This is a genomic window from Psychrobacter immobilis, assembly GCF_904846225.1.
Lineage (GTDB): Bacteria > Pseudomonadota > Gammaproteobacteria > Pseudomonadales > Moraxellaceae > Psychrobacter > Psychrobacter immobilis_F.
On sequence record NZ_CAJGZJ010000007.1, the window covers coordinates 52,652 to 76,362 of the forward strand.

A 23,711-nucleotide genomic window follows, 5' to 3' on the forward strand; every position below is an offset into this window, starting at 1 on the left:
CACGCTGAATGATATTAGAAATTTTCATTTATTAAGTTGGTCACGGCACGTATGTCATTAGTTTCTTCTTTAAAACACAGTATCTTTGTTCGTATTTATGCTGGACTGCTCATAGTCTGTTTGTGTGTGGCGTTGTTTGCTCAACTATTGATGGAAACAATCAATAAAGAACGCGTTCAGTCCTACCGTGAAAGTATGGCAACAGGGGCGTTTCATCTAATAAGTGAAGGCATTTCTCATCAGGACAGTGAAGAGCAGCGCAAATACTGGCTATCGGATGCCAGCAGTTTGTTTGGCGCGAAGTTTAGTATTGTACCTATTAGTAAAGTAGATTTTAATACCAGTGAATTGCGTCGCTTTGAAAAAGGCAGTACGGTTGTCCGTTATGTCAATCAACCCACGTACGCTGATGTCTATTATCGTTTGCCAGACAATCAAAGCGTTTTAACCGCCAGAATTTCACAAGTTACTGAACAGCAAGTACGAGCCATCGCTGTGTTTTTATTGGATGATTTGTCCTATCATATGACATTGTCTGATAAACGTGCGCGTTTGGCTCAGTTAGAAGACAAGTTCACCTTTCCATTAGAGCTAAAAGCCGTAAATACGCTAGGTTTAGATACCGATCAGATGGCGCGCTTACGCCGTGATGAAGTCGTCATTTCATTACAAGATACCAATAGCAGCAAAAGTAACTCAGCTATCAGGGTAATCGTGCCATCTGAAATTAATGATATGGCAGTTTTGATTGGGCCAGTGCCTTTATTTAACTGGTTCCCACTCAATCTGATTATTAGTATGATTCTTATCAGTATGTTTTTAATCAGCTTGGGCGTATATGCGCTTATTTTTCCGCTAGAGCGCAAATTGCAGTTGATTCAAGTCGGTGTCAATGAAGTTAGTAAAGGCAATCTTGATATTCAAGTTCAGGTCATTGGGCAAGATGAGATTGCCCGTTTATCAGCAACCTTTAACGCGATGACTTCACATATCAAACGTCTGATTGAGTCTCAGCGAGAGTTGACGCGAGCAGTATCACATGAATTGCGCACACCAGTTGCTCGTATTCGTTTTGCTGTAGACATGCTTGCTGATACTGATGATGAAGATTCTCGTTTTATGCAGCGCGACTATATCGATGAAGATATTGAATCGCTTAATGGTTTGATTGATGAGATGTTGACCTATGCCAAGCTTGAAGAAGGGTCGCCAAAATTAGATTTGGAGCCAGTAAATCTTAGAGAATTACTTGAGCAGATCGAACGTGAGACCAATGCTCTAGGAAAACCTATCAAAATCGTCACCAATCTGCCAAATGCCAAAGTAACGGCAGTTGCAGATCGACGCTACTTGCATCGGGTGATTCAGAATCTTGCAGGTAATGCGTTACGTTATGCAGAAACGACGATTATCATTAGTGCGGGTGTCAAAAAAGGCAATGCCTTTGTGAGTGTTGAAGATGATGGTCAGGGTATTGCTGAAGCGGATCGCGAAAAAGTTTTTATTCCATTTTCACGTTTGGACGACAGTCGTACACGGGCATCAGGTGGCTATGGTCTAGGCTTGTCTATTGTGTCGCGCATTGCTTTTTGGTTCAATGGCAGTATGAAGGTAAATGAAAGCCATGAGCTTGGCGGGGCCCGATTTGTGATGACATGGCCTATCAAACCACTGACACAAATTTTTGCTGCTGATGAATTGACGCAGGAAAAAAGTGAGCGTGATTTCGACTTTAAATAAAGTAGTTTCAAACTATAGGAGGGTAGAGGATGCCGTATTTATTTGGTGGTTTGGTACTTTTGAATGCCATCACGTTAGGGTATTACTTATTTTTTCAGCAGCCATCGACGACTGAGACGTTAAAAGCTGCGAAAGACGACATCACTCAACCATTAACGTTTACCAATAGTGCCAAATATATTCCACCTATCATTGGCACTACGGATTAGTTTTTATTCACCAAAACGTTTGAAGAACGATATGTAATAATTCTTCAGTCGTTTTCTATCCATTCATTTTCAATCTTTTTCATCCAGTATAGCGTTATTAGCCATGGCTGGCTTTTCTTGTTCCACTGCCATGGTCGTATCTCCAGCAACCTTGGAAAGTAGGGGAATACGTACGCATACTTGTAGGCCACCGTCAGGGTGGTTGATCGCTTCTACGGTACCGTGATGTAATCTTGCGATACGGTCTACAATGGCGAGACCTAAACCACTGCCTTGTGTGGTACGCGCTGTTTCTCCCCGTTCAAACGGTTGCATAATACGCTCCAACTGATCTTCTTCAACGCCATCACCGCAGTCACGCACACATATAATCAGCTGCTCTTGCGCTTCTCTATTGACGACGTTTTCACTAACGACATCACTATCTTCATCCTCGATCGTCTCTATAAAGGTTGGCACGACAGTCGCTGACAGATAAATGGGCGGCTGGCCGTAGCGCTTGGCATTGTTGACCAAATTGATAATGAGGCGCTTGATGGACATAGGACGTATAGGAACTACTTTGTCACACTCTGATTGGTAAACAAACGCCATTGGCGCAAACTGCACCATTATTTCATTAAAGATCGTATCTAAATTGGTGAGGCTCACTGGCTCATCGGAGCCGTCTTTCATAAATGAGATAAACTGCTCTAAAATGGCATCCATATCTTCGATATCGTAAATCAATCCTTCTCGAAAAAAGTCCTCCGGTAACATCTCGGCTGTCAAACGCATACGAGTCAAGGGAGTACGCAGATCATGTGAGATTCCGGCAAGCATAATGGTTCGTTCTTTTTGCGCTTGATTTAGAGTGGTAAACAGACGATTGAATGCCATGTTTACCTGCCGTATCTCTGTAGGGCCTTTTTGCGTTGGCAGAGTAGTGGCATTGCCAAGACGGATATAGTTGGTTGCCGCGCGCTGTAAATACCGTAGCGGACGATTTAATTGCCGCGCTAGTAAAATAATAGTCAGCAGCGATAAAATAGGCAGGCCGATGAGAAATAACACCAATAATCCTGGGCTATATTGTGAATAATAAACCACTGGCTCACGAATCCAAAAACTGTCGTCACGGCTGTCTTGTACCCACAGCTGCGGCGTCGGTTTGAATTTAAAATAAACCTCAACAGGCCGTCCTAACTGCGCACCAATTTCGCGTTGTAATACATCGGTAAAAACACCGACGAAGGCTTTGTCAGAAACTTTTGGAAAGTCATTAGGATTATTCACCACCACCACATGAGAATGCTGATAAATCCATCGACGTACCTCAGGCTGATTTTGCCAGTCTTTGTTGACGCTACTCATCAGCTGTAGCTCGCTCGTTAGATAGCGGGCATGGTTTTTTAGCTCCGGTAAATATAAACTGCGCCAAAAAAATAGAATCGACAAGCTAACACTAATAAGGACAATAAAAGAGACCATCAAGGTGGTCAGCCAAGTATTAGAGTAGGAACGTGCTAGCCAACCTTTGCGACGACGTGGCTGCGAGTTTGGTATGGTCATATGAATCCAACATGTTGAGAGGTGCTTTATAAAATTTAAGGTGGTATCAACCACTGATCTGTTTATTTCTAGTGTGAGATTTTATGATCGTGAGCAACAAAGCGACTGTTTTAATTATTTATAATAATAGGATGCTATAGAGTAGCATAATCCATTAATAACACTGATGGCTTTAAAACGGTAACCATCTATTAAATACGTCAAATTGCGCTACCCTATATTATTCAATGATTTTAACTTAGCAATCTGTCATGGTATAGAGATCTACAGTTGATAATGAATAAAATAGATACACCGCACTATACAGCGTGACTGGTACAAATTTTGCTTGCTTGCTTGCTTGCTGTGCCTACGCCGACAGAGGCTACAAAAAATGTATTCCAGCCCTGCTGTATCTCTTTTATATTTACCTAGCTATACAAGGCAGATGAAAAACAGGGACTATTATTAATTGTGTTTTACATCGACTGGCATTTAAGCTATTGTTAATAAATAATTAAATAAGCACAGTTTATGTTTTCAATAAATTAAGACTGTGATATAATTATGCCCTTTTTGGTATACCTGCGAAAGAGAGAATTCACATGGTTGTTATTCGTTTAGCACGGGGCGGTGCCAAGAAACGCCCATTTTATCAAGTAGTTGTTGCTGATCAACGCCGCGCGCGTGACGGTCGCTATATTGAAAACATCGGCTTTTTTAACCCACTCGCTAAAGAGTCTGAAGAAGCAGTACGCCTAAACATGGAAGCGTACAATGCGTGGATCGTAAAAGGTGCACAACCTTCAGATCGCGTTGCTTCATTAGTAAAAGCTTACAACAAGTCTGCCACTCAAACTGAAGCAACTGCTTAAGTTTTTGTTGCTATTACTGAGCTGCTGATAGCACGATTATGGGCATCACTCAGTAGACTTTAGAACACATAGCGTAACTGGTCTAACCAGGGTACGCCATTAACTGTTTATCGCTTTTGACTCAACTGTTTTTACAGTTGCTGTTTTAATCATTGCTAGGTTAGCCGTTATGTCATCTGCTCCAAACGCTAGTGCCCTTACGAAAATTGGTCAGCTTAAGAAGCCTTACGGCATCAAAGGCTGGATTTGGGTATTTAGTGATATGGATGAGCGTACGGCGATATTCGATATGAAGTCATGGTGGATGAAAACCGCTACTGGCATGAAACCTTTAACTGTTAAAGCTTGGCGTGAGCAAGGAACAGGAATCGTGGCTCAATTCGAGCAGATTCCTGATCGTAATGTTGCTGAGACTATGAATGGTGTTACCATTTGGGTCGAACAAGACGTTTTGCCTGAGACAGCAGAAGACGAATATTATTGGTCGGATTTGGTCAGCTTGCGCGTTATCAACGAGCAAGATGAATATCTAGGCAATATCACTGAAATGTTTGAAACCGGTGCCCATGACATCATGCGTGTAACGGCAAATTCAGACAGTTTGGATAATGAAGAACGCCTGATTCCATGGCATAAGCAAACTGTAATAAAGGTCGATATGACCGATAAGACGGTGCTTGTAGCATGGCAAAGTGATTATTGATATCGATTCTGACTTTTTAGTCAGACATTATTAGTACTTACACCGATTGTTTTAGCCTAAATGCAAGTAGACATCAGATGTATTTTGCCGTAATTAGTATTTTTCCTGAGATGTTTGCCACCATTCGTGAGTTTGGAATCACGGGTCGGGCAGTGACTCAAGAGCAAGTTACGATTGAATGCATTAATCCACGTGATTATACCACTGATAACTATCGCCGTATTGATGAACGTCCTTATGGGGGCGGTCCTGGAATGGTGATGATGGCTGAGCCATTGTCGAAAGCTATCGAGGATGCACGCTTGCGTGCCAATCAACATGGTTGCCGTGTCGATAGCGAGCATTGTCCGGTGATTTATATGTCGCCACAAGGACAAACACTCAGCGAAAGTAGTGTGGTCAGCATGACTGAGTATGACGGCATGATTTTATTATGTGGTCGTTATGAAGGTATTGATGAGCGCCTATTGTCGCAGTATGTCGACATAGAAGTATCATTGGGTGATTATGTATTGACTGGTGGTGAGTTGCCAGCAATGGTGCTAATGGATAGTGTGATACGTCGTCTACCTGGTGTTATGGGGGATGATAAGTCGGCTGAGCAAGATTCATTCGTTGATGGATTGCTTGACTGTCCACATTATACGAAACCTCATGAGTTTGCTGGTATGGCAGTACCTGATGTGTTACTTTCAGGTCACCATGCCAATATCGCTAAGTGGCGCTTTACTCAGCAAGTCAGTCGTACGCAAGCGCGTCGTCCAGACTTATGGCAAGCGTTTAGCCCAACGGTCACGCAAGCGAAGTGGTTAAAAGCATTAGCAAAAGCAGAGAAAAAGTAGGTTTTTAAAATCTGACTTTATCATTGTTAAATTGGTAAACAGTTAAGAAATAAAATTTTGAGCAATAACAAAACGAGTCATAGCATAATGGCCGTTGGTTATAACCCATTTACGTTGTGTCTCATTATAAAGAGATGCGATTAATTATTACAAACAGGTGATATGCGTCAAGCCTCTATTATCTAATGTGAGGAGATAACTCTCATGAGCAACAAGCATCCATTGGTTCAGGTCATCGAAAACGCTCAATTGCTTGAACGCCCAAGTTTTGCACCCGGCGATACCGTTGTGGTCCAAGTAAAAGTACGTGAAGGCGAGCGTGAGCGTTTACAGGCTTTTGAAGGCATTGTAATCGCTAAGCGTAACCGCGGTTTAAACTCAGCGTTTACTGTCCGTAAAATTTCAAGCGGCGTCGGTGTTGAGCGTGCATTCCAATTGCATTCACCAATCATTGATAGCATTGAAGTGAAACGCCGCGGTGCTGTTCGCCGTGCGAAACTGTACTACTTACGTGAGCGCTCTGGTAAATCAGCCCGTATCCGCGAAAAGCTTCCTGCTCGTTCAGCTCAGAAAAAAACTGACGCTGGCGTACCTAAAGCAGCTGACACTGCACCTGGTATTTAAGCAAAAGCTTGCCTTTGTTAGTTGATCGTATGGTACGGTTAGCTGAGAATGCGATAGTAGATACAAGCCCTTATTCATAGGTTTATTTATAAATAAGCGGGCCATACCAAAAAAGACAAAACCCCAGTCTATGCGAAAGCTAGATTGGGGTTTTTGTATGTCAGCTTCTACATTTAAAGTTTAGATATATAGTCGGTGAAAAGTTAACTCAATACACCAATAGTCATATACTACTGGTATAAATTTTCCTCGCCTGCTGTACCATTACAGACAGAGGCTTTGAAAAATTCATTCCAGCAGTACTGTAGCGCTTCTACTGTTTTTTGACTATCAATGTCTAATTTAGTCAGCAAAGTTATCTACGCGGCTACTTTGGTCTTTTGACTTACTGTATTTGCGTAGTCGGATATATATGGTCTTAGTGACAGTGGCGATAACTTTTTCTTGATCATCGACGATATTGGCTTCGTATTCACGAAACACTGCGTCACCATCTTTGGCCAGCTCTTGAATCGTAACAATCTCAGAGTTAGGAATTTTCATGCGAGTGGTGACTTTACTAGTGCCAGGTGCGATAAATTCGATATGTGAGCTTTTATCCCATACCACATAACTGCTGCCCAATTGGTGCATGAGCATCAGCATATAAAAGGGGTCGACCATTGAGTATAAGCTGCCACCAAACTGTGTACCGACGATATTTTTATTTAAACTGTTCAGTCCCATGCTCACCACGCACAACCCTTGATCAAGGTTAATATGATCAATTTTGATACCAGCGCCAACATAAGGTGCATAAGTATTAATACGCAGCTTAATTAAATGAGGCGTCAGCAACGGCATGATGTTTTTTTTAGCTTTGCGTTTTAGGGTCTCAAAGTTGATGGGTAGTAAACTCATACATTAATCCTATTATCTTGCTTCTTCATTTTTATGTTTGCCGATTGAAATGCGTTCATATAGTAAGCATTAAAGAATGACTGATAAGAAAAGTACTCATCATAATTAAAAACTATGAGCTGCGCCAGCCTTACAAAGAGTTGAGCATCCATAAAATAATAGCAATCTCAGAAGTGCTTGAGCTAAATGACTGAGCGACTGTCATGCTAATGGTTATGAACCAATCAGCGCCATGAATGGACACAATCTATGAATGCTGTCTGTTATTAATACCATAATAACTTATCAATATCTCATATTCTAATATTACTTTTTCGAAATAAGAGCCAATCGAGTTTCTTAATATCAGTCGCTTTCGAGTTGCATACATAAAAAGTCATTATGATGGTAATATTTTTGGTTGTTGCCAAACGGTTTATTGGCTTGCAAAATCACTGATGTCACCCCATTAATAGTGATATTACTTATGTCTTTAAGAGCAAAAAATTCTATGGTCAATGTCTTAACATCGAGCCCCATCGACGATAAAAAAGCCCGACTTAAACACTTGATTCAACGCCTGCCAAATTTGCCAGGGGTCTATAAGATGTTGGGTAAAAATGGCGATATTCTGTATGTTGGTAAAGCTAAGTCGCTAAAGAGCCGAGTAAACAGCTATTTTGCAAAGACTATTGACCATCCGAAAACACGGGCGCTGGTGGCGCGAATTCATAATATCGAGACCATTATTACGCGTAGTGAAACAGAAGCGCTCCTGCTCGAGCAAAACCTGATTAAAGAGCACCGTCCGCCTTACAACGTGCTATTGCGCGATGATAAATCATACCTTTATGTGTTCATTTCAGCAGATAAGCCTTATCCTAGATTGGCTTATGGACGCGGTAAAGGCAATCATCAAAAAGGTCGGTTTTTTGGTCCTTTTCCCTCTGCCCATGCTGCTAAAGAAACGCTAGTGTTGATGCAAAAAATGTTTCAAATGCGTCAATGTACCAATACTTTTTTTAAACAACGCAAGCGTCCTTGTCTTGAGTATCAGATTAAGCGTTGCCGTGCGCCTTGTGTGGGCTTGGTATCAGCCGATGAATACGCAGAAGATGTCAATAATACCATTCGCTTTTTGAAAGGTGATTCTAGCGATATTCATAGTGCTCTGATTGAAAAAATGGAAGGTGCGGCTGAAGAATTAGACTTTGAAAAAGCCGTCTTTTATCGGGATCAGCTGTCCATGCTACGCGAAGTACAAGCCAAACAAGCTGTCTATACCGTACAAGGTGAGGCTGATGTGATTGCTATTGCAAGTCAGGCAGGTATGACCTGTGTCAATGTGTTGACCGTGCGCGGCGGCCGTGTGTTAGGTGGTAAAAATTATTTCCCTGATGTCGATAGTAGCGAACCGCTCGCAGATAATTTATCGGCCTTTATTACGTCATTTTATTTTCAGGTGACCGATGATTTGCCTGCAGAGATTATGTTAAGTCATGAGCTGCCTGATCAAAATGCTGTTAGTGAAGCGTTGGCAACGCATTTTGGTAGCAAGGTAGTCATTAAGACTAGCGTGCGCGAACATCGTGCTGAATGGCTGGATTTAGCAAAATTGAACACCAATAATGCCCTAAAAACCAAGCTAGGTGATTATCTAGAATTGCATGCACGCTTCGGCGCGCTAAAAGATGTGTTGTCCAATGTCACCGACCGAACCATTGATCGGGTTGAGTGTTTTGATATCTCCCATACGATGGGTGAGGCGACCATCGGCAGTTGCGTGGTTTTTGACCAAGGTGGCTCACGTCGACGTGACTATCGCCAATATGCGATTCATGATATTCAAGGTGGCGATGATTATGCGGCGATGAAGCAAGTATTGACGCGTCGTTATAAAAAACAGCCACTGCCTGATTTATTGCTTATTGATGGCGGTAAAGGTCAGCTTGGCATCGCCAAAGAAGTGCTAATAGAATTAGGTATCCTTGGTGATACTTTGCTCATCAGTGTGGCAAAAGGCGAAGGACGTAAAGCGGGTCTTGAAGTATTGCACTTTATCGATCATGAGCCACTTGATTTGCCCATGGATAGTAAGGCTTTGCATCTATTGATGCACATTCGTGACGAGGCGCATCGTTTTGCCATTACTGCCCACCGCAAAAAACGCGATAAGCGCCGTTCGTCATCGGTACTAGAAGTGATTCCGGGACTGGGTGAAAAACGCAGACGTGATCTACTCAATCACTTTGGTGGTATGCAGCAGTTGCTTGGTGCCTCGCAACAAGAGCTGGCAGGCGTGCAAGGCATTGGCCCAATGCTGGCGAAGACGGTTTATAAAGTGCTTCATGAGTAGGCGGGATGATGCTGTGCCTTGTTTCTAAGAGACAAGATATGTGATAGGAAGTGTCACATTGGACCTGACAAATTTGTTGTCTTTAGTTGCGGCTTTGAATGTCATTTGACGAGCTTGCCTCATGGCGTGTCGGTCTATAGATTTATAACCGGATGATTTTTTAATATTAATACTGTCAACGGTACCATGTTTATCAATAGACAAGAGCAGTATGACCATGTAGCTTTCTTTGGAAGGTACTCTCCTTAAAATTTGGTTTGGCAAATTGAAACTGACTGATTGCAAAATCTCAGGCGCTCTAATGACAGGCTCTGTGTGAGGTAAACTTTGGCAGCCTGTCATAAATGCGAAGAGAAATATCAGTGGTATGTATTTCATTGTCATTTTTTAGTTCGCTACACTTTTATAAGTCGTAAATTTAAAACTTAAATCACTTTTTTCATCGTGCATCTGCTCAGATTCATTTGCTACTTTAAAGCGATCTGGCAGCTCAGGATAAAATGCATCACCATCCGTAATCTCAGTATCTACGTGGGTCAACTCAATGCGGTCGGTATACATCAGCGCTTCGCTAAATACCCGCTCACCGCCGATCAACCAAATAGTATCTAGATGCAGACCATGTGCCAAACTTGCAGCATGAGTCAATGCGTCATCCAAATTGTGAACCACATGGGCATTCTTATTTCCTGCCAGCCCTTGCTGCTCTGCGTAGTCCATTTGTGTGGTGATGATAAAGTTCACACGCTTTGGTAAAGGCTTGCTGCCCATGGACTCAAACGTCTTACGACCCATAATGACGATGCCCTGCATATCACCATTTGAAGCAGTATTTTGCGGATCACGTGTGGTCATCTTTTTAAAATGTTGCAAGTCTGCTGAGATGTGCCATGGTAGCTCATTGCCTTTACCGATACAGCGATTACTGCTGATGGCAGCGATTTGGGCAACTTCAGTATGGGCATAACTCATAATGTGTCCTTTTTACTTTCTCTTAAATGAGAGCTATAAACAATTTAAATGGCAAATTTTTAAACAGCAACTTTGGCTTTGATAGCAGGATGGGATTCATAGTTTTCTACGCTAATGTCTTGGTATTCAAAAGCGAAAATATCTTTAACGTCAGGATTGAGCGCCAATGTTGGCAGCTGATAAAGTGAGCGCGTCAACTGTAACTCAGCCTGTTCGCGATGGTTTTGATAAATATGACAATCACCACCTGTCCAAACAAATTCACCCACTTCTAGTCCACAAACCTGTGCCACCATATGAGTCAATAGCGCGTAGCTTGCGATATTAAAAGGCACGCCTAGGAATAAATCTGCTGAGCGCTGATAGAGCTGGCAAGACATCTTATTGTCCGCGACAAAAAACTGAAATAGTGTATGGCATGGTGGTAGCGCCACTTGCTCGGCTTCGCCCGGATTCCAACCCGATACAATCAAGCGTCGAGAGTTAGGATTGCTCTTTATTTGTTCAATAATTTGTGCAATTTGATCGACGCCATCACTGTTGTAGCTGCCATCGTCATGTTTAGTCGCGCCATAATTACGCCATTGATGACCATAAACAGGGCCTAAGTCACCCGCAGGACGTTTGAAGCGCGCGGTTTGTTCTGCCGTTGCCCATTCATTCCAGATACGCACGCCATTTTGTTGTAGATAATCGACGTGAGTACTGCCACTCAAAAACCATAACAGCTCATAGGCAATAGATTTAAAGTGAACTTTTTTGGTCGTTAACAGGGGAAAGCCAGCCGCTAAGTCAAAACGTAGCTGAGCGCCAAAATGGCTCAGCGTTCCCGTACCAGTACGATCACCTTTTTCGGTACCGTTATCTAGAACGTGGCGCAGCAAATCAAGATACCCTTGCTCATTATTACTTTGATTACTATTGATCATAAAATGCTCTTTATTTACTGCTGATAGCGCCTACAGACTAGGTTGGTAATCGCCATAGACACTATCATTATTGAAGGTATTACTAGAATAAGCATTGTGATAGCTCACTCTATTATTCAAGTGGTCAATCATACTATGGGGAGCGTGGCCTTAATAAGCCGCTTGCTTACCCCAATCGTAGATACCGCGTTTGTAAGCGTAACCGATCAAAAACAGACCGATAATAATCATCGGGGCGCTTAACATCTGGCCTTTAGTCATCCACCCTAAAAAAATGAATCCTTGGTCGACATCTGGTTGACGGAAAAACTCAATGATAAAGCGGCTAAAACCGTAACCTAGCATAAAGACACCGGTGACTGCCATACGTGGACGGGGTTTGGATGAGTACCACCATAAAAAGAGAAACAACAGCAGCCCTTCGGCAAATGCTTCATACAATTGCGACGGATGACGAGGCAACAAATACTGTCCATTAACCTCAGTCATAATCTCCTGTAACGCAGGATTGGCTTGTAGTTGCTGCACATCAAAGTTGGCGGCCTGAGGAAAATATGTGAGCCAATTATAGCCACCGTCAGAGACGCGTCCCCATAGCTCACCATTGATATAGTTACCAATACGCCCAAATAATAAACCAGTTGGTACGCAGGGAACGATGAAATCGAGCACTTGAAAGGGTGTCTTTTTATATTTACGGGCAAAATATAACATGCCCAGCATCACACCAATCAAGCCGCCATGGAAAGACATACCGCCTTCCCAAACTTTGAAAAGATAAGCGGGGTTTTGCAACAGTTCACCGAATTGATAAAACAAGACATAACCAACGCGACCACCTAAAATGACACCAAGTGCGCCATAAAAGACCAAGTCGGATACCATATCTGTCGTCCAGTTATCGCGTTTGCTGCTGCGATACCAAGCCAATCCGTAAGCTGCGGCAAATGCCAGCAGATACATCAAACCATACCAGTGCACTTGAACTGGACCCAAGGACAGCGCCACGGGATCGTACTGAGGGTGAATCATCATAAGGGCATCATAAATTTCATAATAAGATGCCGCTCATGATAGCAAAAATAGCTTCTTAGGCATACTATATTACTGTCAGGCTTATTTGATCGTTATCTTTGACCTAGCGCCAGATACCTTAAGCTTGTACTGGACAGCAATATTAATGGATTAATACTATTTTGAGGAATGGACATGCCAGCTTATCTATTCAAACTATCAATGTTGACTGAGAGCAATCATTGCAAAAAGCTGAATGAGCCACGATTGAAAAAATCGATTGTCTCACTGGGTCTATTCAGTTTTGCAGCTTTGAATGTTATGACTGCCCAAGCGGCGATAAGCAATATTGAAAAAATTACCGTTTATCAAGGCTTAGCCAGTGTGACACGCACGCTACCTATTAATGGTAGTGGGGAGCAGACGCTTGTTTTTTCGTGTTTATCGCCGTCCATTGATAAAGATAGTATCAGCGTGCAAGCAGCTGATAAGGTGAATGTGGGCGAAGTCAGTATCGAATCCTTGAGTGGTGAGCAGGCCGCTCAATGCCGCTATCAAGGCGAGGCCAAAGTACAGGTGCAGCAAAATTCTTTGGCTTATATCACCGCAGAATTAGAAGCAGCACGATTAGCCAAAGCGTATTTGCAAAATCTGACTAAAGTCACGCAAATGAATACCGATGGCAGTGTTGCTAATCAGGCACGCGATATAGAAACGCAAGCTGCAAATATTAATAAAAGAATTTTGGATATTCAGCAACGCCAAGCTCGCGCGCAAGAGCAGCTTAATCAGCTGGTCGCAGGTAGCGATACTTCAACCTATAATAGTGTGACGCAAGTTAGCGTACGTACTGCTAGTCGCTTGCCAAGCTCGCTTAAGCTACATTATCAAGTGCGCGGTGCAGGGTGGGAACCGACTTATCAAGCCCGTCTGAATACTGAAACTCAGCAGTTGAGTATGATCGCCTCTGCCGTGATTGCGCAGCAAACTGGAGAAAATTGGACGAATGTGCCACTCACATTGAGCACCGTTAACCCCAATCAAAACACCACTAGCCAGTTGCCCATTGTTCAGCGCTTATCATTATATGAAGAAAATAAAGAGGGCGAATATGCTGCACCACCAATGATGGAAGATGCTCCTGCCATGGATATATCTGCAAAAACACGCTATGCCAGCAGCGACTCTCAAGCCAATATGGCACCCCTGCCTAGCTTTACAGTGAGCAGCCAAAACAAAAACGGCATTACTGAATATAAGTTGCCGCAGCGTATCAGTATTCCAAGCGATGGCAGACGAGTAAGCACGGTAATTGATGAACAATCGGGTAGTAGCAAGCTTTGGCTACGGAGTACGCCAAGTGTAGAAACAGCCGCTTATTGGTATGCGTCAGCGCCGTTTTTGACATCGTCTTGGGTTGATGGTTCTCTACAGCTGTACCGCGATGATAACTATGTGGGTCAGTCACGCTATGATTATCAAACTTTAAAAGAGCAAGGTATTGGCTTTGGCATCGATCCCAATATATTGGTCAAAAAATTAATCGATGAAGACAAGCAGGGTGATAAAGGCGTATTCAATCGACAACAGAAACTAACGACCACGCAATCCTATCAATTTACCAATCAGCACAAACGTGGCGTGCATTTGCAAGTATTAGGCAGTGAGCCTATCAGCCGCGACGACAGTGTAAAAGTAGCAGTCACGCATACGCCGCCAGTGACTGAGCGGGACTGGAATGACAATCAAGGTATGGTCGCTTGGGAATTTGACATGCCGAGTCAAAAGTCACAAGTGCTACAGTCTACCTATCAAGTTATTTACCCTGCCGATAAAAAGTTAAATACCGACTAAAAGACACACTCTCATCATATAAAATTCAAGGAAGTCTATGTGTATTATCGCCATTGCCTGGCAGTTGTTTGATGAATTACCACTAGTGCTATTGTCTAATCGTGATGAGTTTTTGCAGCGTCCGACTGATTCATTACACCAATGGCAGGACAAGCCTATTTATGCTGGCCGTGACAGTCAAAGCGGTGGCACTTGGCTAGGGGTTCACCGAGAGGCGGGTGCGGATTTGTATCAAAAAAACGGACGCTGGGCCGCGGTATTAAACTTTCGTGATGGCGTGCAGGCAAGTAGCAATGAGCGCTCACGAGGAGCATTGGTTACGGATTTTTTGACCAGTGCAATGAGTCCGATGGCGTTTGCACGGCAGATTGATTTGCAAAATTATGCTGGTTTTAACCTCATTATCGGCGATGCGGCGCAAGCGGTCATCGTCAATAATCGTGGCCATGCACCCACCGCGTTGTACGCAGGGCTGCATGTGATATCTAATGGTCAACCGGAGGAGAGTTGGTTCAAAACTGAGCGTTTGCGTGGTCGGTTACGCCAAGAAGTGCTGCCACTGATTGCTGAAAATAACTCACCTGAATATTGGCAACAGGTAGCCTTTGATGTGTTATCGGACAATACTCAAGCCCCAGCGGACAATTTACCTGATACTGGCATGAGTACAGATATTGAGCAGACACTGTCATCTGTTTATATCGAGCCCTTTGCTTTTGGTAAGTTGGCACAGAATGTACCAACTTACGGGACGCGCACCCAAAGTATTCTAACCTTGCGTAGAGACAGTCATATAGACTCAAATATCACGGCCGATATCACCAGTCGAGAATGCGATTAACTTTTAAATTGATTGCAACTAGGGCATGTCATCAATTAGCACACTTAATCATTTAGTGGTCTTAAAATGGCTAAATTTTGCCAAACATCGTCAAATAACTGGTTAATATCTCGATATTATCTGCGCTATTTTCCTTATTTGACTGCAATTTATCTCATTTTAAGCCTCACAATCTAAATGATGACACGCCCTAGCGTCCATAAAAAAATGTCCACGATAATGACTAAAACTGCTAGCGATTATCGTAGACATTTATTATTGCACTAATATTTATTGAGCTAGTATTGAACTAAAAATCGAGCGACTTATTCCACCAATAAATGGTTATCTTGTTTAGGAATAATCAGCTCTTGTTTTAGGGGGAGTTCACGCACTAGTTCCTGCAAAGCACGACGGTACACCCCGCGTTTAAAGTGAATCACTTGTCCGAGAGGATACCAGTAGCTGACCCACTGCCAGTGGTCAAACTCCGGTTTTCCTTCATCAAAGTGAATATGTTGGGTATTCGGCTCATCTAAGCGTAGCAAAAACCATTTTTGTTTTTGCCCAATACACAAAGGATATTGTCCATGACGCACATAGCGTTTTGGTAGACGATAACGCAACCAATCTTGCGTCACTGCCAATAAATCCACATGACGCGGATGTAAGCCGACCTCTTCCCAGAGCTCGCGATACATCGCATCCATCGGCGTCTCCCCGCGGTCGATACCACCTTGCGGAAACTGCCAAGCGTTGTGACCAATACGTTTCGCCCACAGTACTTGCCCTTGTGTATTTGCCAAGATGATGCCGACATTGGCGCGAAAGCCGTCTGCATCTATCATGACTAAACCTTTTTAATTTGTTTAAAACATCGCTTATTTAGACAGGATATTGTGATAGCAATCATAGTTATTATAAGGTGACGACTATCGATATCAGGTAAAAACAAGATTCATTACCGTTATTAAACCAAGAAACAAGCAAAATGTGTAACAGTATTTTGCTATAAAATGTTTCACGACTTTTACTGTTTAAAATCAGTAAGTTATAATTAGACTTTTGTAAGTTTTTTTAGAAGATTCTACGATGGAGATAGGTTATTGTTAGAACATAGGTTTGATAAATGCCCAATAAATTACCTGTGAACTGTTATTTATGAAAAGTAGCTTATTAAAAAACACTGGCGTTATAAAACCTCGCTTTGGCTTATGCTACACTAGGCAAACTGTGTATATTTCAGAAAATAAAAATAGGCAACGTGCCCATTGATATGAGGACAATCTAAGATGTCAGAATCAAAAGCAAGCGTTACATGGCAAGAAAATAAAGCCTTTATGGGCATATCACCATCAGGACATAACGTTCAAATCGATGCTGATAAAGAAAAAGGTGCAAGCCCAATGGAGCTGATCCTGCTAGGGCTAGGTGGTTGTGCGAGCTACGATGTGGTAGCGATTTTGCAAAAGTCACGTCAAGAAGTGACAGACGTGCGTTGTGAGCTGACAGCACAGCGAGCCGAAACCGTACCAGCGGTATATACTGATATTCACATGCACTTTGTTGTAACGGGTCAAGATATTAAAGACAAGCAAGTTGAAAAGGCCATTCATTTATCAGCAGAAAAATACTGCTCGGCCAGTCGAATGCTGGTGCAAGGCGGCGTAAATATCACTCATGATTTTGAAGTTATCGCAGGGTAGGGGCAAAGATACTAATGAATGCAATCTTTGGATTGGTCTCTGATACAGCCGCGTCAGCAATTTGGGCAATGGTAATAGCAAGTTTACTACCATGGGCGGCATCAATCGTTGCAAAAGTATCTGGCGGCTTTAAGGTCAGAAATAATGCGCATCCTCGCGATTTTTTGCAAGGTATGACAGGAGTAGCGGCACGTGCTAATGCCGCTCAGCAAAATAGCTACGAGACGTTGCCCATATTTTTGGCAGCAGTATTAGCGGCGATGTTGTTCTTTGTACCGCAACTGATTATCAATACATTGGCTTGGCTATATGTGCTGACACGCGTGGGTTATTGCGCCGCTTACATCACCAACTTGGCAACGTTTCGCTCCATTCTCTGGGTATTATCGATGGCTTGTTGTTTAATGTTGTTTTATTTAACGATTCGAATGAGCGTTTAAGGCGTATCCTCAATTCAAGCAATCATATTTAAATGGGCTAAAAATGGTTAAATTTTTCCAAACATCGTCAAATAGCTGATTAATATCTCGATATGATTTGCGCTATTTTCCTCGTTTGACGGCAGTTTATCTCATTTTTATAATCATTTTTAAAATAAGGAAACGCCCTAGCATTAAATATTTATAACTGTTGTTTTTTTTAATATACCATCATCTTTTTAAAATAAAAGCAGTTGGTTACTATAGGATGCTGGCGTGTAGCGCACTAATAATCACTGCTTTATTTTTTTCTCGTTTGATACTGTTCCATAGTATTTGCGCCTCAACATAGCCTTTGGTTAGCATCGCGAGCCACTGCTTATAACGGCCAACTAATATCACCTCACTTTTGGCCGCGCCTTCCAAGAATTTAATCTGATGGGCGATTAGGTCTTCCCATGATAATGTCGTCGTGTTTTTCATCTCTTTATGACTGTCATTGTCCACCTGCGCAATCAAGTCGGGACGGGTAACTGCGCCGCGACCCAACATCAAATGTTTCGTACCTGACTGCACCATACATTGTTGTGCTTGCTCCGCGTTCCATATTTCACCATTGGCAATCACTGGAATGCTAAGGGCATTAAAACTCTGAATTTTATCCCAGTAGGCAGGCGGTTTGTAGCCTTGGGTTTTCGTTCGTGCATGAATGGTCAGCCAATCAGCGCCGCTAGACGCAATCGCCTCTCGAATGTCATCCATTTTAGAAGTGTCGGTGTAACCCAAACGAATTTTTGCTGATACAGGGATATGCAAGGGCACAGCTTTACGCACCGCACTGATAATCTCGTACATGACCTCAGGCTCATCAAGCAAAACTGAGCCGCCACGATGACTATTGACCGTCTTAGCAGGGCAACCAAAGTTAATATCAATCGCAGGCGCACCAAGCTCACAAGCGTAAGCGGCGTTTTCTGCCATGAGCTGTGCTTCACTACCGAGTAGCTGAACATGAATCGGCGTGCCAGAAGCCGTTTTGGCATCGTGATGCAGCTCTGGGACGTATTTATAAAACACATGCGCGGGCAGGACATGCTGAGTGATACGAATAAATTCACTGACCGACCAATCATAAGGTCGACCCAAGTCTGACGCAATTTGCGTTAAGATTTGGCGCATCAAAGGATCAGTCAAACCTTCCATAGGGGCAAGAAGGCGGACGGGGTTAATAAATAATTGGTTTATGGTATTTTGGCGTGCTTGAAGTTGCTGATTATGATTCATGATCGGAAAGTCAACGTTATAAATTGAGAATGGCAAAGACTATAAAGTGCGAGTTAGGAGAAAATTAAGAATTGCCAAAAATCACTTTTTTGCCCGTCTGTAACCCTGATATCAAATCTTTAATATTGTGAATATCAAGATTACTCTGGGCGCGCGTACAAGCAACATACAGCAAGCGCAATTCTTCTGGACTTATCTTGACGGCATTGGTCGTGACGTCATAATAAAAATCGTCGTCTAACTGTACTTTCCCCCATTCAAGCCCTTTGGCTTTATGGGCAGTTGAGATGACATAATCAGCATTTTCAATACTGGTCAGACTATTGACCGCTTGGCTTAAGACATTGGTGCCATGATCGTCGACCAATTTGACTAAGGTTTTTAGATCACTACCTTCATTGGTCTCAGCGTATTCTTGCACATCGCCCCAATTGTAGAAATACGCCAGCTCGGGTACGCCGTACGCAGATTTACCATTTTTTAAGTTTTCAGCGGCCTGACAGAACTTGAGCATGCGATCGGTATCGGCTTGTAGCGCCACTCGATGTCCAAGTTTGAGACCAGTCAAGAGCTGTGACATAGCAGCAGCATTGGTACGACAAAGAATGGCGTCTTTTTTACTGTGAACCATGCCTTTTTCAGTAGAGGATTGTTTATTGGGATTGCCTTTCAACGGTACGTCTTCTTGCAACGCTTTTAATAAGGTGTTGGCCACTTCTGCAATCGGCTCCCCAAAGCGAAAGGACTGCGTCAATAACGTCTGCGGCAAAGGCAGCTTTTTCATCGCATTGACCGCACCGCGCCATTCATAAATCTGCTGATGAGCGTCGCCCACATAGATGACTTGTCTTGGCTGCTGGGTCAAAATACCCATCATCAACGGGTCAGCATCTTGCGCTTCATCAAATAAGATAAAATCCGCAGGAATGCTTGGTTTAGAGAGCGCCCAAAGCTTGAGATAAATATCATGACCAATGCCAGCAGGATGGCGCGCATCAATGGATTGTAGCCAGCGCTGTTCAACGGCAGGGTAGAGCATCTCACGCAATTGTTCGGCGTCCGATTCATCGAGCCAGCTTGGAAACAGTATGTGTCTTGGCGCAGGGTAGCTGGCATGTGTGCTACAAAAATGGCTCACGGCATCACTGACAAAACGAGACAACCGAGCTGGCGTGAGTGTAATGTACTTATTTGCCCCATCTATCTGTCGACGGACTTGTACTGGCTGCAATCCCAAATCATCGCCAAGGCGCTTGGGTGAAAAACGCGGTAAAGAAAGCTTGGCAGTAATATCACGAGCAACGTGGCGATAAGCCAGTGAGTGAAATGTGCGACACTCTACATGTGGTGGAAACTTCTGCCGCGCATCGTTGGCAATAGTTTTGTTAAAAGCCAAGTACAAGCCGCGTCCACGTAGGCGCTCACCGATCAGCTTTAGGGTTGTCGTCTTACCGGCGCCTGCATAAGCGACCACTTTAAATGACTTGTGATCCATCGCCATATTCAGCGCGCTCAGTTGCTCGTCAGTGGGATCGCTCATATAAGCTGGCATGGATGCGGACATAATAAAGCTACCTAAAATACGAAAATTAATTAAAACCAATAACGGCAAAACAATAACGGCAAAACAACCACTGCATACACAATGGCTGGTAGATGATGGTGATACTCAATTGTGATAATAAGCAATGAGCTCATTAATGGGATAAGAGGAAAACAAAATAATGATAGATTAAAACATTATTTTTTTCTATTGAATAGACTTATATCACACCACATAAGGATATTAATTGCTTCATGCTTTATCTATCGAGGCTAGAGCAGGAGTCGGCTCTTTTTTGATTAAAATTTTAGCCGACAATAAACCCAGCTCAAACAACAACCACATTGGAATCGCTAGCATCAGCATCGACACCCCATCGGGCGGTGTGACGACAGCGGCTACGGCAAAACAGCCAACAATAATATAACGACGTTTATCTTCTAGGCTCTGAATGGAGACAATACCAGCCAATATCAATAGCAAGGTCACCACTGGAATCTCAAAAGTTAAGCCAAATACCATAAACAATTTCAAGGCAAAATTTAGATAGCTATCGATATCTGTCATTGGCAGTACATTCTGCGGGGCAAACATGATAAAGAACTTCAGCACCCCTTTGAGGACGATAAAATAAGAAAATGCCACTCCGGCATAAAACAAAAATATAGACGATAGTAGTACTGGGATCGCAACTTTCTTTTCTTTTTTATATAAGCCTGGCGCTACAAATGACCAGATTTGAAAAAGAATATAGGGCATCGCCAAAAATGCGGCGACAAAGACAGTCAGACGTATCGGTGCCATAAAATTGGACGTAATATCCGTGGCAATCATCGTCGAGTTGGCGGGTAATTGGGCAACTAAGGGGTTTGATAATAAGTCATACAGCTCGCGTGAATATCCTGCTAAACCCAAAAATATCACCAGTACAGCCACACATATTTTGATAAGGTGTCTACGCAGCTCAATCAGATGCTCGGTAATAGGCATATCAGCCAATGCGCTTAAAACATCGGTAGACTCATCATCAACGGCATCTGTCGTTGCTTCTTTATTTAAATTAGGATTATCTAAATCAGGGCCATTTAAATCAGGAGCGTCTGAACCAGTAATATCTGCATCGGACATTTTTTCTTGGCGGCTTTTTTTACGTTTGAACAATCCCATTAATCGGTTTCCTGTTGATTTACAGAAGCCTGTTTATGTGAGAGCTTATCTAAATGAGCATTTAATAACGCATCAGCTTTATAATTTGGTAAATATGGCGGCATAGGGAGACGGCGAGCTTTATCATACGCGCCAAGACGGAACCACATGTTTTCCCACGGTCTAGTGTTGATAACTTGAATGGCTTGAGTCGTTTGATGAGTATCATCACTAGAGGATTTTTTTAGGTGGTTTTCAACGTCTAACGTTGATGAAAGCTCAGTCTCTTCTGTTTTTTTATGCTGCTCATACGCGCCATATCGATAGTCAAACTCTTTTGGCGTGGCAGATGGGTTGTTGTCCTTCTCACTACTAGGTGCATCGTTCTTGCTGCGCTCATCATCATGGGGCGTAGTATCTGAGGCTTTTAGATGCTGGCTCTGAGAATACTCAAACTCTTTCATATTGCCACGTATTTCTGCCATCTCACGTCTCATATCCGCCTCTGTCTGACGAATTTTGGCAAGCTCTTTTTGCATGAGTTGCCGCGTTTCTGCCAAGTCCAACTCAGCTTCTATTTCAGACTGTAAAGTGGAGACAGTTCGACGAATTTTGGCATACCATTGCCCAGCCGTACGCGCTGCCTGAGGCAGTTTTTCTGGACCCAAGACAATCAAGGCAATGACGCCAAAGAGCAGTAATTCAGAAAACCCGATATCAAACATAATGGTTGAATGTCACTCTTTCAAATGAAGCAGGCTAGGCTAGATAACGTAAAAATTATACGTTGTGCTTATCGTCGACAGGAGCAGAATTGATATCGCTATCATGAACCTTTGTACTCGCTGAGCGATCTGTCGTATGTGCGTTGCCATCGTGGTCAAGAACAACATGCTTTTTGGCATGTGCTGTATTTTCGTCTTTGACCGCTTCCTTAAACCCTTTAACGGCACCGCCCAAATCTTTGCCAGCATTTCTCAGTTTTGATGTGCCAAATATGACAACGACCACAACCAATAATATCAGCCAATGCGTAATAGAAAAACTACCCATAATGGTATCCTTGTGACTTGATTTTCAGTCTTTATATGAAGGCTTCGAATGTATAAAATATTGATTATATTAAACAAAAAGGATCGACATATAATACGAAGTAAGATAGAGCCATATTATAACCTGCACTTATGACAAAAAGGTGAAAGCAATAATAATCGAACAGATTAGGCAATTATTTTGTAACTTCACAAGCTATCGAGCCGCTTTTTCATCGATACCTGAGAGACCAAAGCGCCGACCCAGCTCGTTTAACACCGCATCTGACTCTATGTCAAACCACGCAAGTCCCACCAAAGTATGAAACCAGACATCCGCCACTTCATAGATCAATTCATGTCGTGCTTCATCGTATTGCGCTTTGTCTCTACTTTCGTCACAACTGGCAAAATCTTTGGCAGCGATGATGCTTTCTGTGCTCTCTTCGCCAACCTTTTCTAGTATTTTATTGAGTCCTTTAGCGTATAAGCTGGCCACATAAGAGCTGTCTGCATCGGCCTGTTTTCGCTCTGCCAATACTTGATCCAGTTGCTGCAAAACAGAGCTTTTATCAGTTTGATTTTGACTGGTCTCAGAGTCGATATTAGCGTTAGCGTTTTCGATTAGAGTAGGGACAGTGGTTGATTCATTTGAATGATAGATATCAGCAGGATCTTTTAAGACTTTATCAACCGTTTGCCATTGGGGGGCTTGGCCTGATAAATCCAAACGCCGATAAAAACAAGATTCGCGTCCTGTATGACAAGCAATCCCACCCGCTTGGGTGACGCTAAGCACAATAACATCTGCATCACAGTCCAAGTGAATATCATGGACCGTTTGAGTGTGACCTGACGACTCTCCTTTGTGCCATAGTTTGGCACGTGAGCGTGAAAAATAGACCGCCGTTTGCGTTTGCGCCGTTAATGCAAGCGCTGCTGCATTCATCCAAGCCATCATCAAAATACGCCCAGATTTATGATCTTGAGCAATAGCGGGAATCAAACCATCCGCATTAAAATTTATGGCCGTCAGCCAAGCAGGTACAGTCGTCATTTATCTGTCTTCTTATCGATAGGAATAAAAGGGCAATGAATTAAAGGCAATATCAACGTCTAAATAAACTATGATGAATAGGTTTTTACTATAAATCCTTAGATTATAGATATAGCAAATCTCATTCCCTACTTAAGCACAGCTCAAGCTGACATTCAATCTATTTGGGTCAAATCCG

At 42.9% G+C, this 23,711-nt stretch carries 24 protein-coding genes; 11 read left to right on the forward strand and 13 right to left on the reverse strand.

Going from position 1 to position 23,711, the window contains the following annotated elements:
- The first annotated feature begins 51 nt into the window (after positions 1-51).
- Both JMX48_RS06945 and JMX48_RS06950 read left to right on the forward strand, forming a co-directional pair.
- Positions 52-1,740 carry an ATP-binding protein gene (locus JMX48_RS06945; protein WP_201535945.1) on the forward strand — a complete coding sequence of 563 codons (1,689 nt, stop codon included), beginning with the start codon at positions 52-54 and terminating at the stop codon, positions 1,738-1,740.
- A gap of 29 nt (positions 1,741-1,769) precedes the next feature.
- Positions 1,770-1,949, forward strand: a complete 180-nt coding sequence (locus JMX48_RS06950) for a hypothetical protein (protein ID WP_201535946.1) — start codon at positions 1,770-1,772, stop codon at positions 1,947-1,949.
- 69 nt (positions 1,950-2,018) lie between these two features.
- Here JMX48_RS06950 and JMX48_RS06955 read toward each other — a convergent pair whose 3' ends face one another.
- The gene (locus tag JMX48_RS06955; RefSeq protein ID WP_201535947.1) at positions 2,019-3,500 is read right to left on the reverse strand and encodes an ATP-binding protein; all 1,482 of its coding nucleotides are present in this window, start codon (positions 3,498-3,500) and stop codon (positions 2,019-2,021) included.
- Positions 3,501-4,084: 584 nt separating this feature from the next.
- Between JMX48_RS06955 and rpsP the strand changes: the two genes are divergently transcribed.
- From rpsP to rplS, 4 genes are all read left to right on the forward strand, one after another.
- The gene (rpsP, locus tag JMX48_RS06960) at positions 4,085-4,354 is read left to right on the forward strand and encodes a 30S ribosomal protein S16 (RefSeq protein ID WP_201535948.1); all 270 of its coding nucleotides are present in this window, start codon (positions 4,085-4,087) and stop codon (positions 4,352-4,354) included.
- 169 nt (positions 4,355-4,523) lie between these two features.
- Positions 4,524-5,057, forward strand: coding sequence for a ribosome maturation factor RimM (gene rimM, locus JMX48_RS06965; RefSeq protein WP_201535950.1), 534 nt, complete (start codon positions 4,524-4,526; stop codon positions 5,055-5,057).
- Positions 5,058-5,134: 77 nt separating this feature from the next.
- Positions 5,135-5,899: a tRNA (guanosine(37)-N1)-methyltransferase TrmD gene (gene trmD, locus JMX48_RS06970; RefSeq protein ID WP_201535952.1), complete on the forward strand. Its 765-nt coding sequence runs from the start codon at positions 5,135-5,137 to the stop codon at positions 5,897-5,899.
- 204 nt (positions 5,900-6,103) lie between these two features.
- On the forward strand, positions 6,104-6,523 hold the full coding sequence (gene rplS / locus JMX48_RS06975; protein WP_201535954.1) for a 50S ribosomal protein L19: 420 nt from the start codon (positions 6,104-6,106) through the stop codon (positions 6,521-6,523).
- Positions 6,524-6,865: 342 nt separating this feature from the next.
- Here the strand turns inward: rplS and JMX48_RS06980 are convergent, their stop codons facing one another.
- Positions 6,866-7,423, reverse strand: a complete 558-nt coding sequence (locus tag JMX48_RS06980) for a DUF4442 domain-containing protein (RefSeq protein ID WP_201535957.1) — start codon at positions 7,421-7,423, stop codon at positions 6,866-6,868.
- Between the two features lie 490 nt (positions 7,424-7,913).
- Between JMX48_RS06980 and uvrC the strand changes: the two genes are divergently transcribed.
- Positions 7,914-9,758 carry an excinuclease ABC subunit UvrC gene (gene uvrC / locus JMX48_RS06985; RefSeq protein ID WP_201536066.1) on the forward strand — a complete coding sequence of 615 codons (1,845 nt, stop codon included), beginning with the start codon at positions 7,914-7,916 and terminating at the stop codon, positions 9,756-9,758.
- A 24-nt stretch (positions 9,759-9,782) separates the two neighbouring features.
- Here the strand turns inward: uvrC and JMX48_RS14240 are convergent, their stop codons facing one another.
- The 4 genes from JMX48_RS14240 to lgt all read right to left on the reverse strand — a co-directional run bounded on the left by JMX48_RS14240 (position 9,783) and on the right by lgt (position 12,694).
- Positions 9,783-10,142, reverse strand: a complete 360-nt coding sequence (locus JMX48_RS14240; protein WP_413786351.1) for an energy transducer TonB — start codon at positions 10,140-10,142, stop codon at positions 9,783-9,785.
- Positions 10,143-10,145: 3 nt separating this feature from the next.
- On the reverse strand, positions 10,146-10,730 hold the full coding sequence (locus JMX48_RS06995; RefSeq protein WP_201535959.1) for a dihydrofolate reductase: 585 nt from the start codon (positions 10,728-10,730) through the stop codon (positions 10,146-10,148).
- A gap of 59 nt (positions 10,731-10,789) precedes the next feature.
- Positions 10,790-11,659: a thymidylate synthase gene (locus JMX48_RS07000; RefSeq protein WP_201535960.1), complete on the reverse strand. Its 870-nt coding sequence runs from the start codon at positions 11,657-11,659 to the stop codon at positions 10,790-10,792.
- A gap of 150 nt (positions 11,660-11,809) precedes the next feature.
- On the reverse strand, positions 11,810-12,694 hold the full coding sequence (lgt, locus tag JMX48_RS07005; protein WP_201535961.1) for a prolipoprotein diacylglyceryl transferase: 885 nt from the start codon (positions 12,692-12,694) through the stop codon (positions 11,810-11,812).
- A 174-nt stretch (positions 12,695-12,868) separates the two neighbouring features.
- Here lgt and JMX48_RS07010 point away from each other — a divergent pair, with 174 nt between their 5' ends.
- Positions 12,869-14,527 (forward strand): DUF4139 domain-containing protein, encoded by a 1,659-nt coding sequence (locus tag JMX48_RS07010; RefSeq protein ID WP_227687939.1) that lies wholly within the window; start codon positions 12,869-12,871, stop codon positions 14,525-14,527.
- Between the two features lie 37 nt (positions 14,528-14,564).
- Complete coding sequence (locus JMX48_RS07015) at positions 14,565-15,368, forward strand: NRDE family protein (RefSeq protein ID WP_201535963.1); 804 nt, start codon at positions 14,565-14,567, stop codon at positions 15,366-15,368.
- A 305-nt stretch (positions 15,369-15,673) separates the two neighbouring features.
- On the opposite strand, the gene JMX48_RS07020 is transcribed toward JMX48_RS07015, so the two are convergent.
- The gene (locus JMX48_RS07020) at positions 15,674-16,195 is read right to left on the reverse strand and encodes an RNA pyrophosphohydrolase (RefSeq protein ID WP_201535965.1); all 522 of its coding nucleotides are present in this window, start codon (positions 16,193-16,195) and stop codon (positions 15,674-15,676) included.
- A 444-nt stretch (positions 16,196-16,639) separates the two neighbouring features.
- On the opposite strand from JMX48_RS07020, the gene JMX48_RS07025 reads away from it, so the two are divergent.
- Both JMX48_RS07025 and JMX48_RS07030 read left to right on the forward strand, forming a co-directional pair.
- The gene (locus JMX48_RS07025; RefSeq protein WP_201535968.1) at positions 16,640-17,053 is read left to right on the forward strand and encodes an OsmC family protein; all 414 of its coding nucleotides are present in this window, start codon (positions 16,640-16,642) and stop codon (positions 17,051-17,053) included.
- Between the two features lie 14 nt (positions 17,054-17,067).
- Positions 17,068-17,493: an MAPEG family protein gene (locus JMX48_RS07030; RefSeq protein ID WP_201535971.1), complete on the forward strand. Its 426-nt coding sequence runs from the start codon at positions 17,068-17,070 to the stop codon at positions 17,491-17,493.
- Positions 17,494-17,733: 240 nt separating this feature from the next.
- Here the strand turns inward: JMX48_RS07030 and JMX48_RS07035 are convergent, their stop codons facing one another.
- The 6 genes from JMX48_RS07035 to hisIE form a co-directional block, all read right to left on the reverse strand.
- The gene (locus JMX48_RS07035; protein ID WP_201535974.1) at positions 17,734-18,756 is read right to left on the reverse strand and encodes a tRNA dihydrouridine synthase; all 1,023 of its coding nucleotides are present in this window, start codon (positions 18,754-18,756) and stop codon (positions 17,734-17,736) included.
- 64 nt (positions 18,757-18,820) lie between these two features.
- The gene (locus JMX48_RS07040) at positions 18,821-20,320 is read right to left on the reverse strand and encodes a UvrD-helicase domain-containing protein (RefSeq protein ID WP_201535977.1); all 1,500 of its coding nucleotides are present in this window, start codon (positions 20,318-20,320) and stop codon (positions 18,821-18,823) included.
- A gap of 231 nt (positions 20,321-20,551) precedes the next feature.
- A complete protein-coding gene (gene tatC, locus JMX48_RS07045; protein ID WP_201535979.1) occupies positions 20,552-21,466 on the reverse strand; it encodes a twin-arginine translocase subunit TatC in 915 nt (304 codons plus the stop codon).
- Positions 21,466-22,170, reverse strand: coding sequence for a Sec-independent protein translocase protein TatB (gene tatB / locus JMX48_RS07050; RefSeq protein WP_201535981.1), 705 nt, complete (start codon positions 22,168-22,170; stop codon positions 21,466-21,468). The genes tatC and tatB overlap by 1 nt, the downstream gene beginning before the upstream one ends.
- 55 nt (positions 22,171-22,225) lie before the next feature.
- Positions 22,226-22,498: a Sec-independent protein translocase subunit TatA gene (gene tatA / locus JMX48_RS07055; protein ID WP_201535983.1), complete on the reverse strand. Its 273-nt coding sequence runs from the start codon at positions 22,496-22,498 to the stop codon at positions 22,226-22,228.
- 195 nt (positions 22,499-22,693) lie between these two features.
- Positions 22,694-23,533, reverse strand: a complete 840-nt coding sequence (gene hisIE, locus JMX48_RS07060; RefSeq protein WP_201535985.1) for a bifunctional phosphoribosyl-AMP cyclohydrolase/phosphoribosyl-ATP diphosphatase HisIE — start codon at positions 23,531-23,533, stop codon at positions 22,694-22,696.
- Positions 23,534-23,711: the final 178 nt, after the last annotated feature.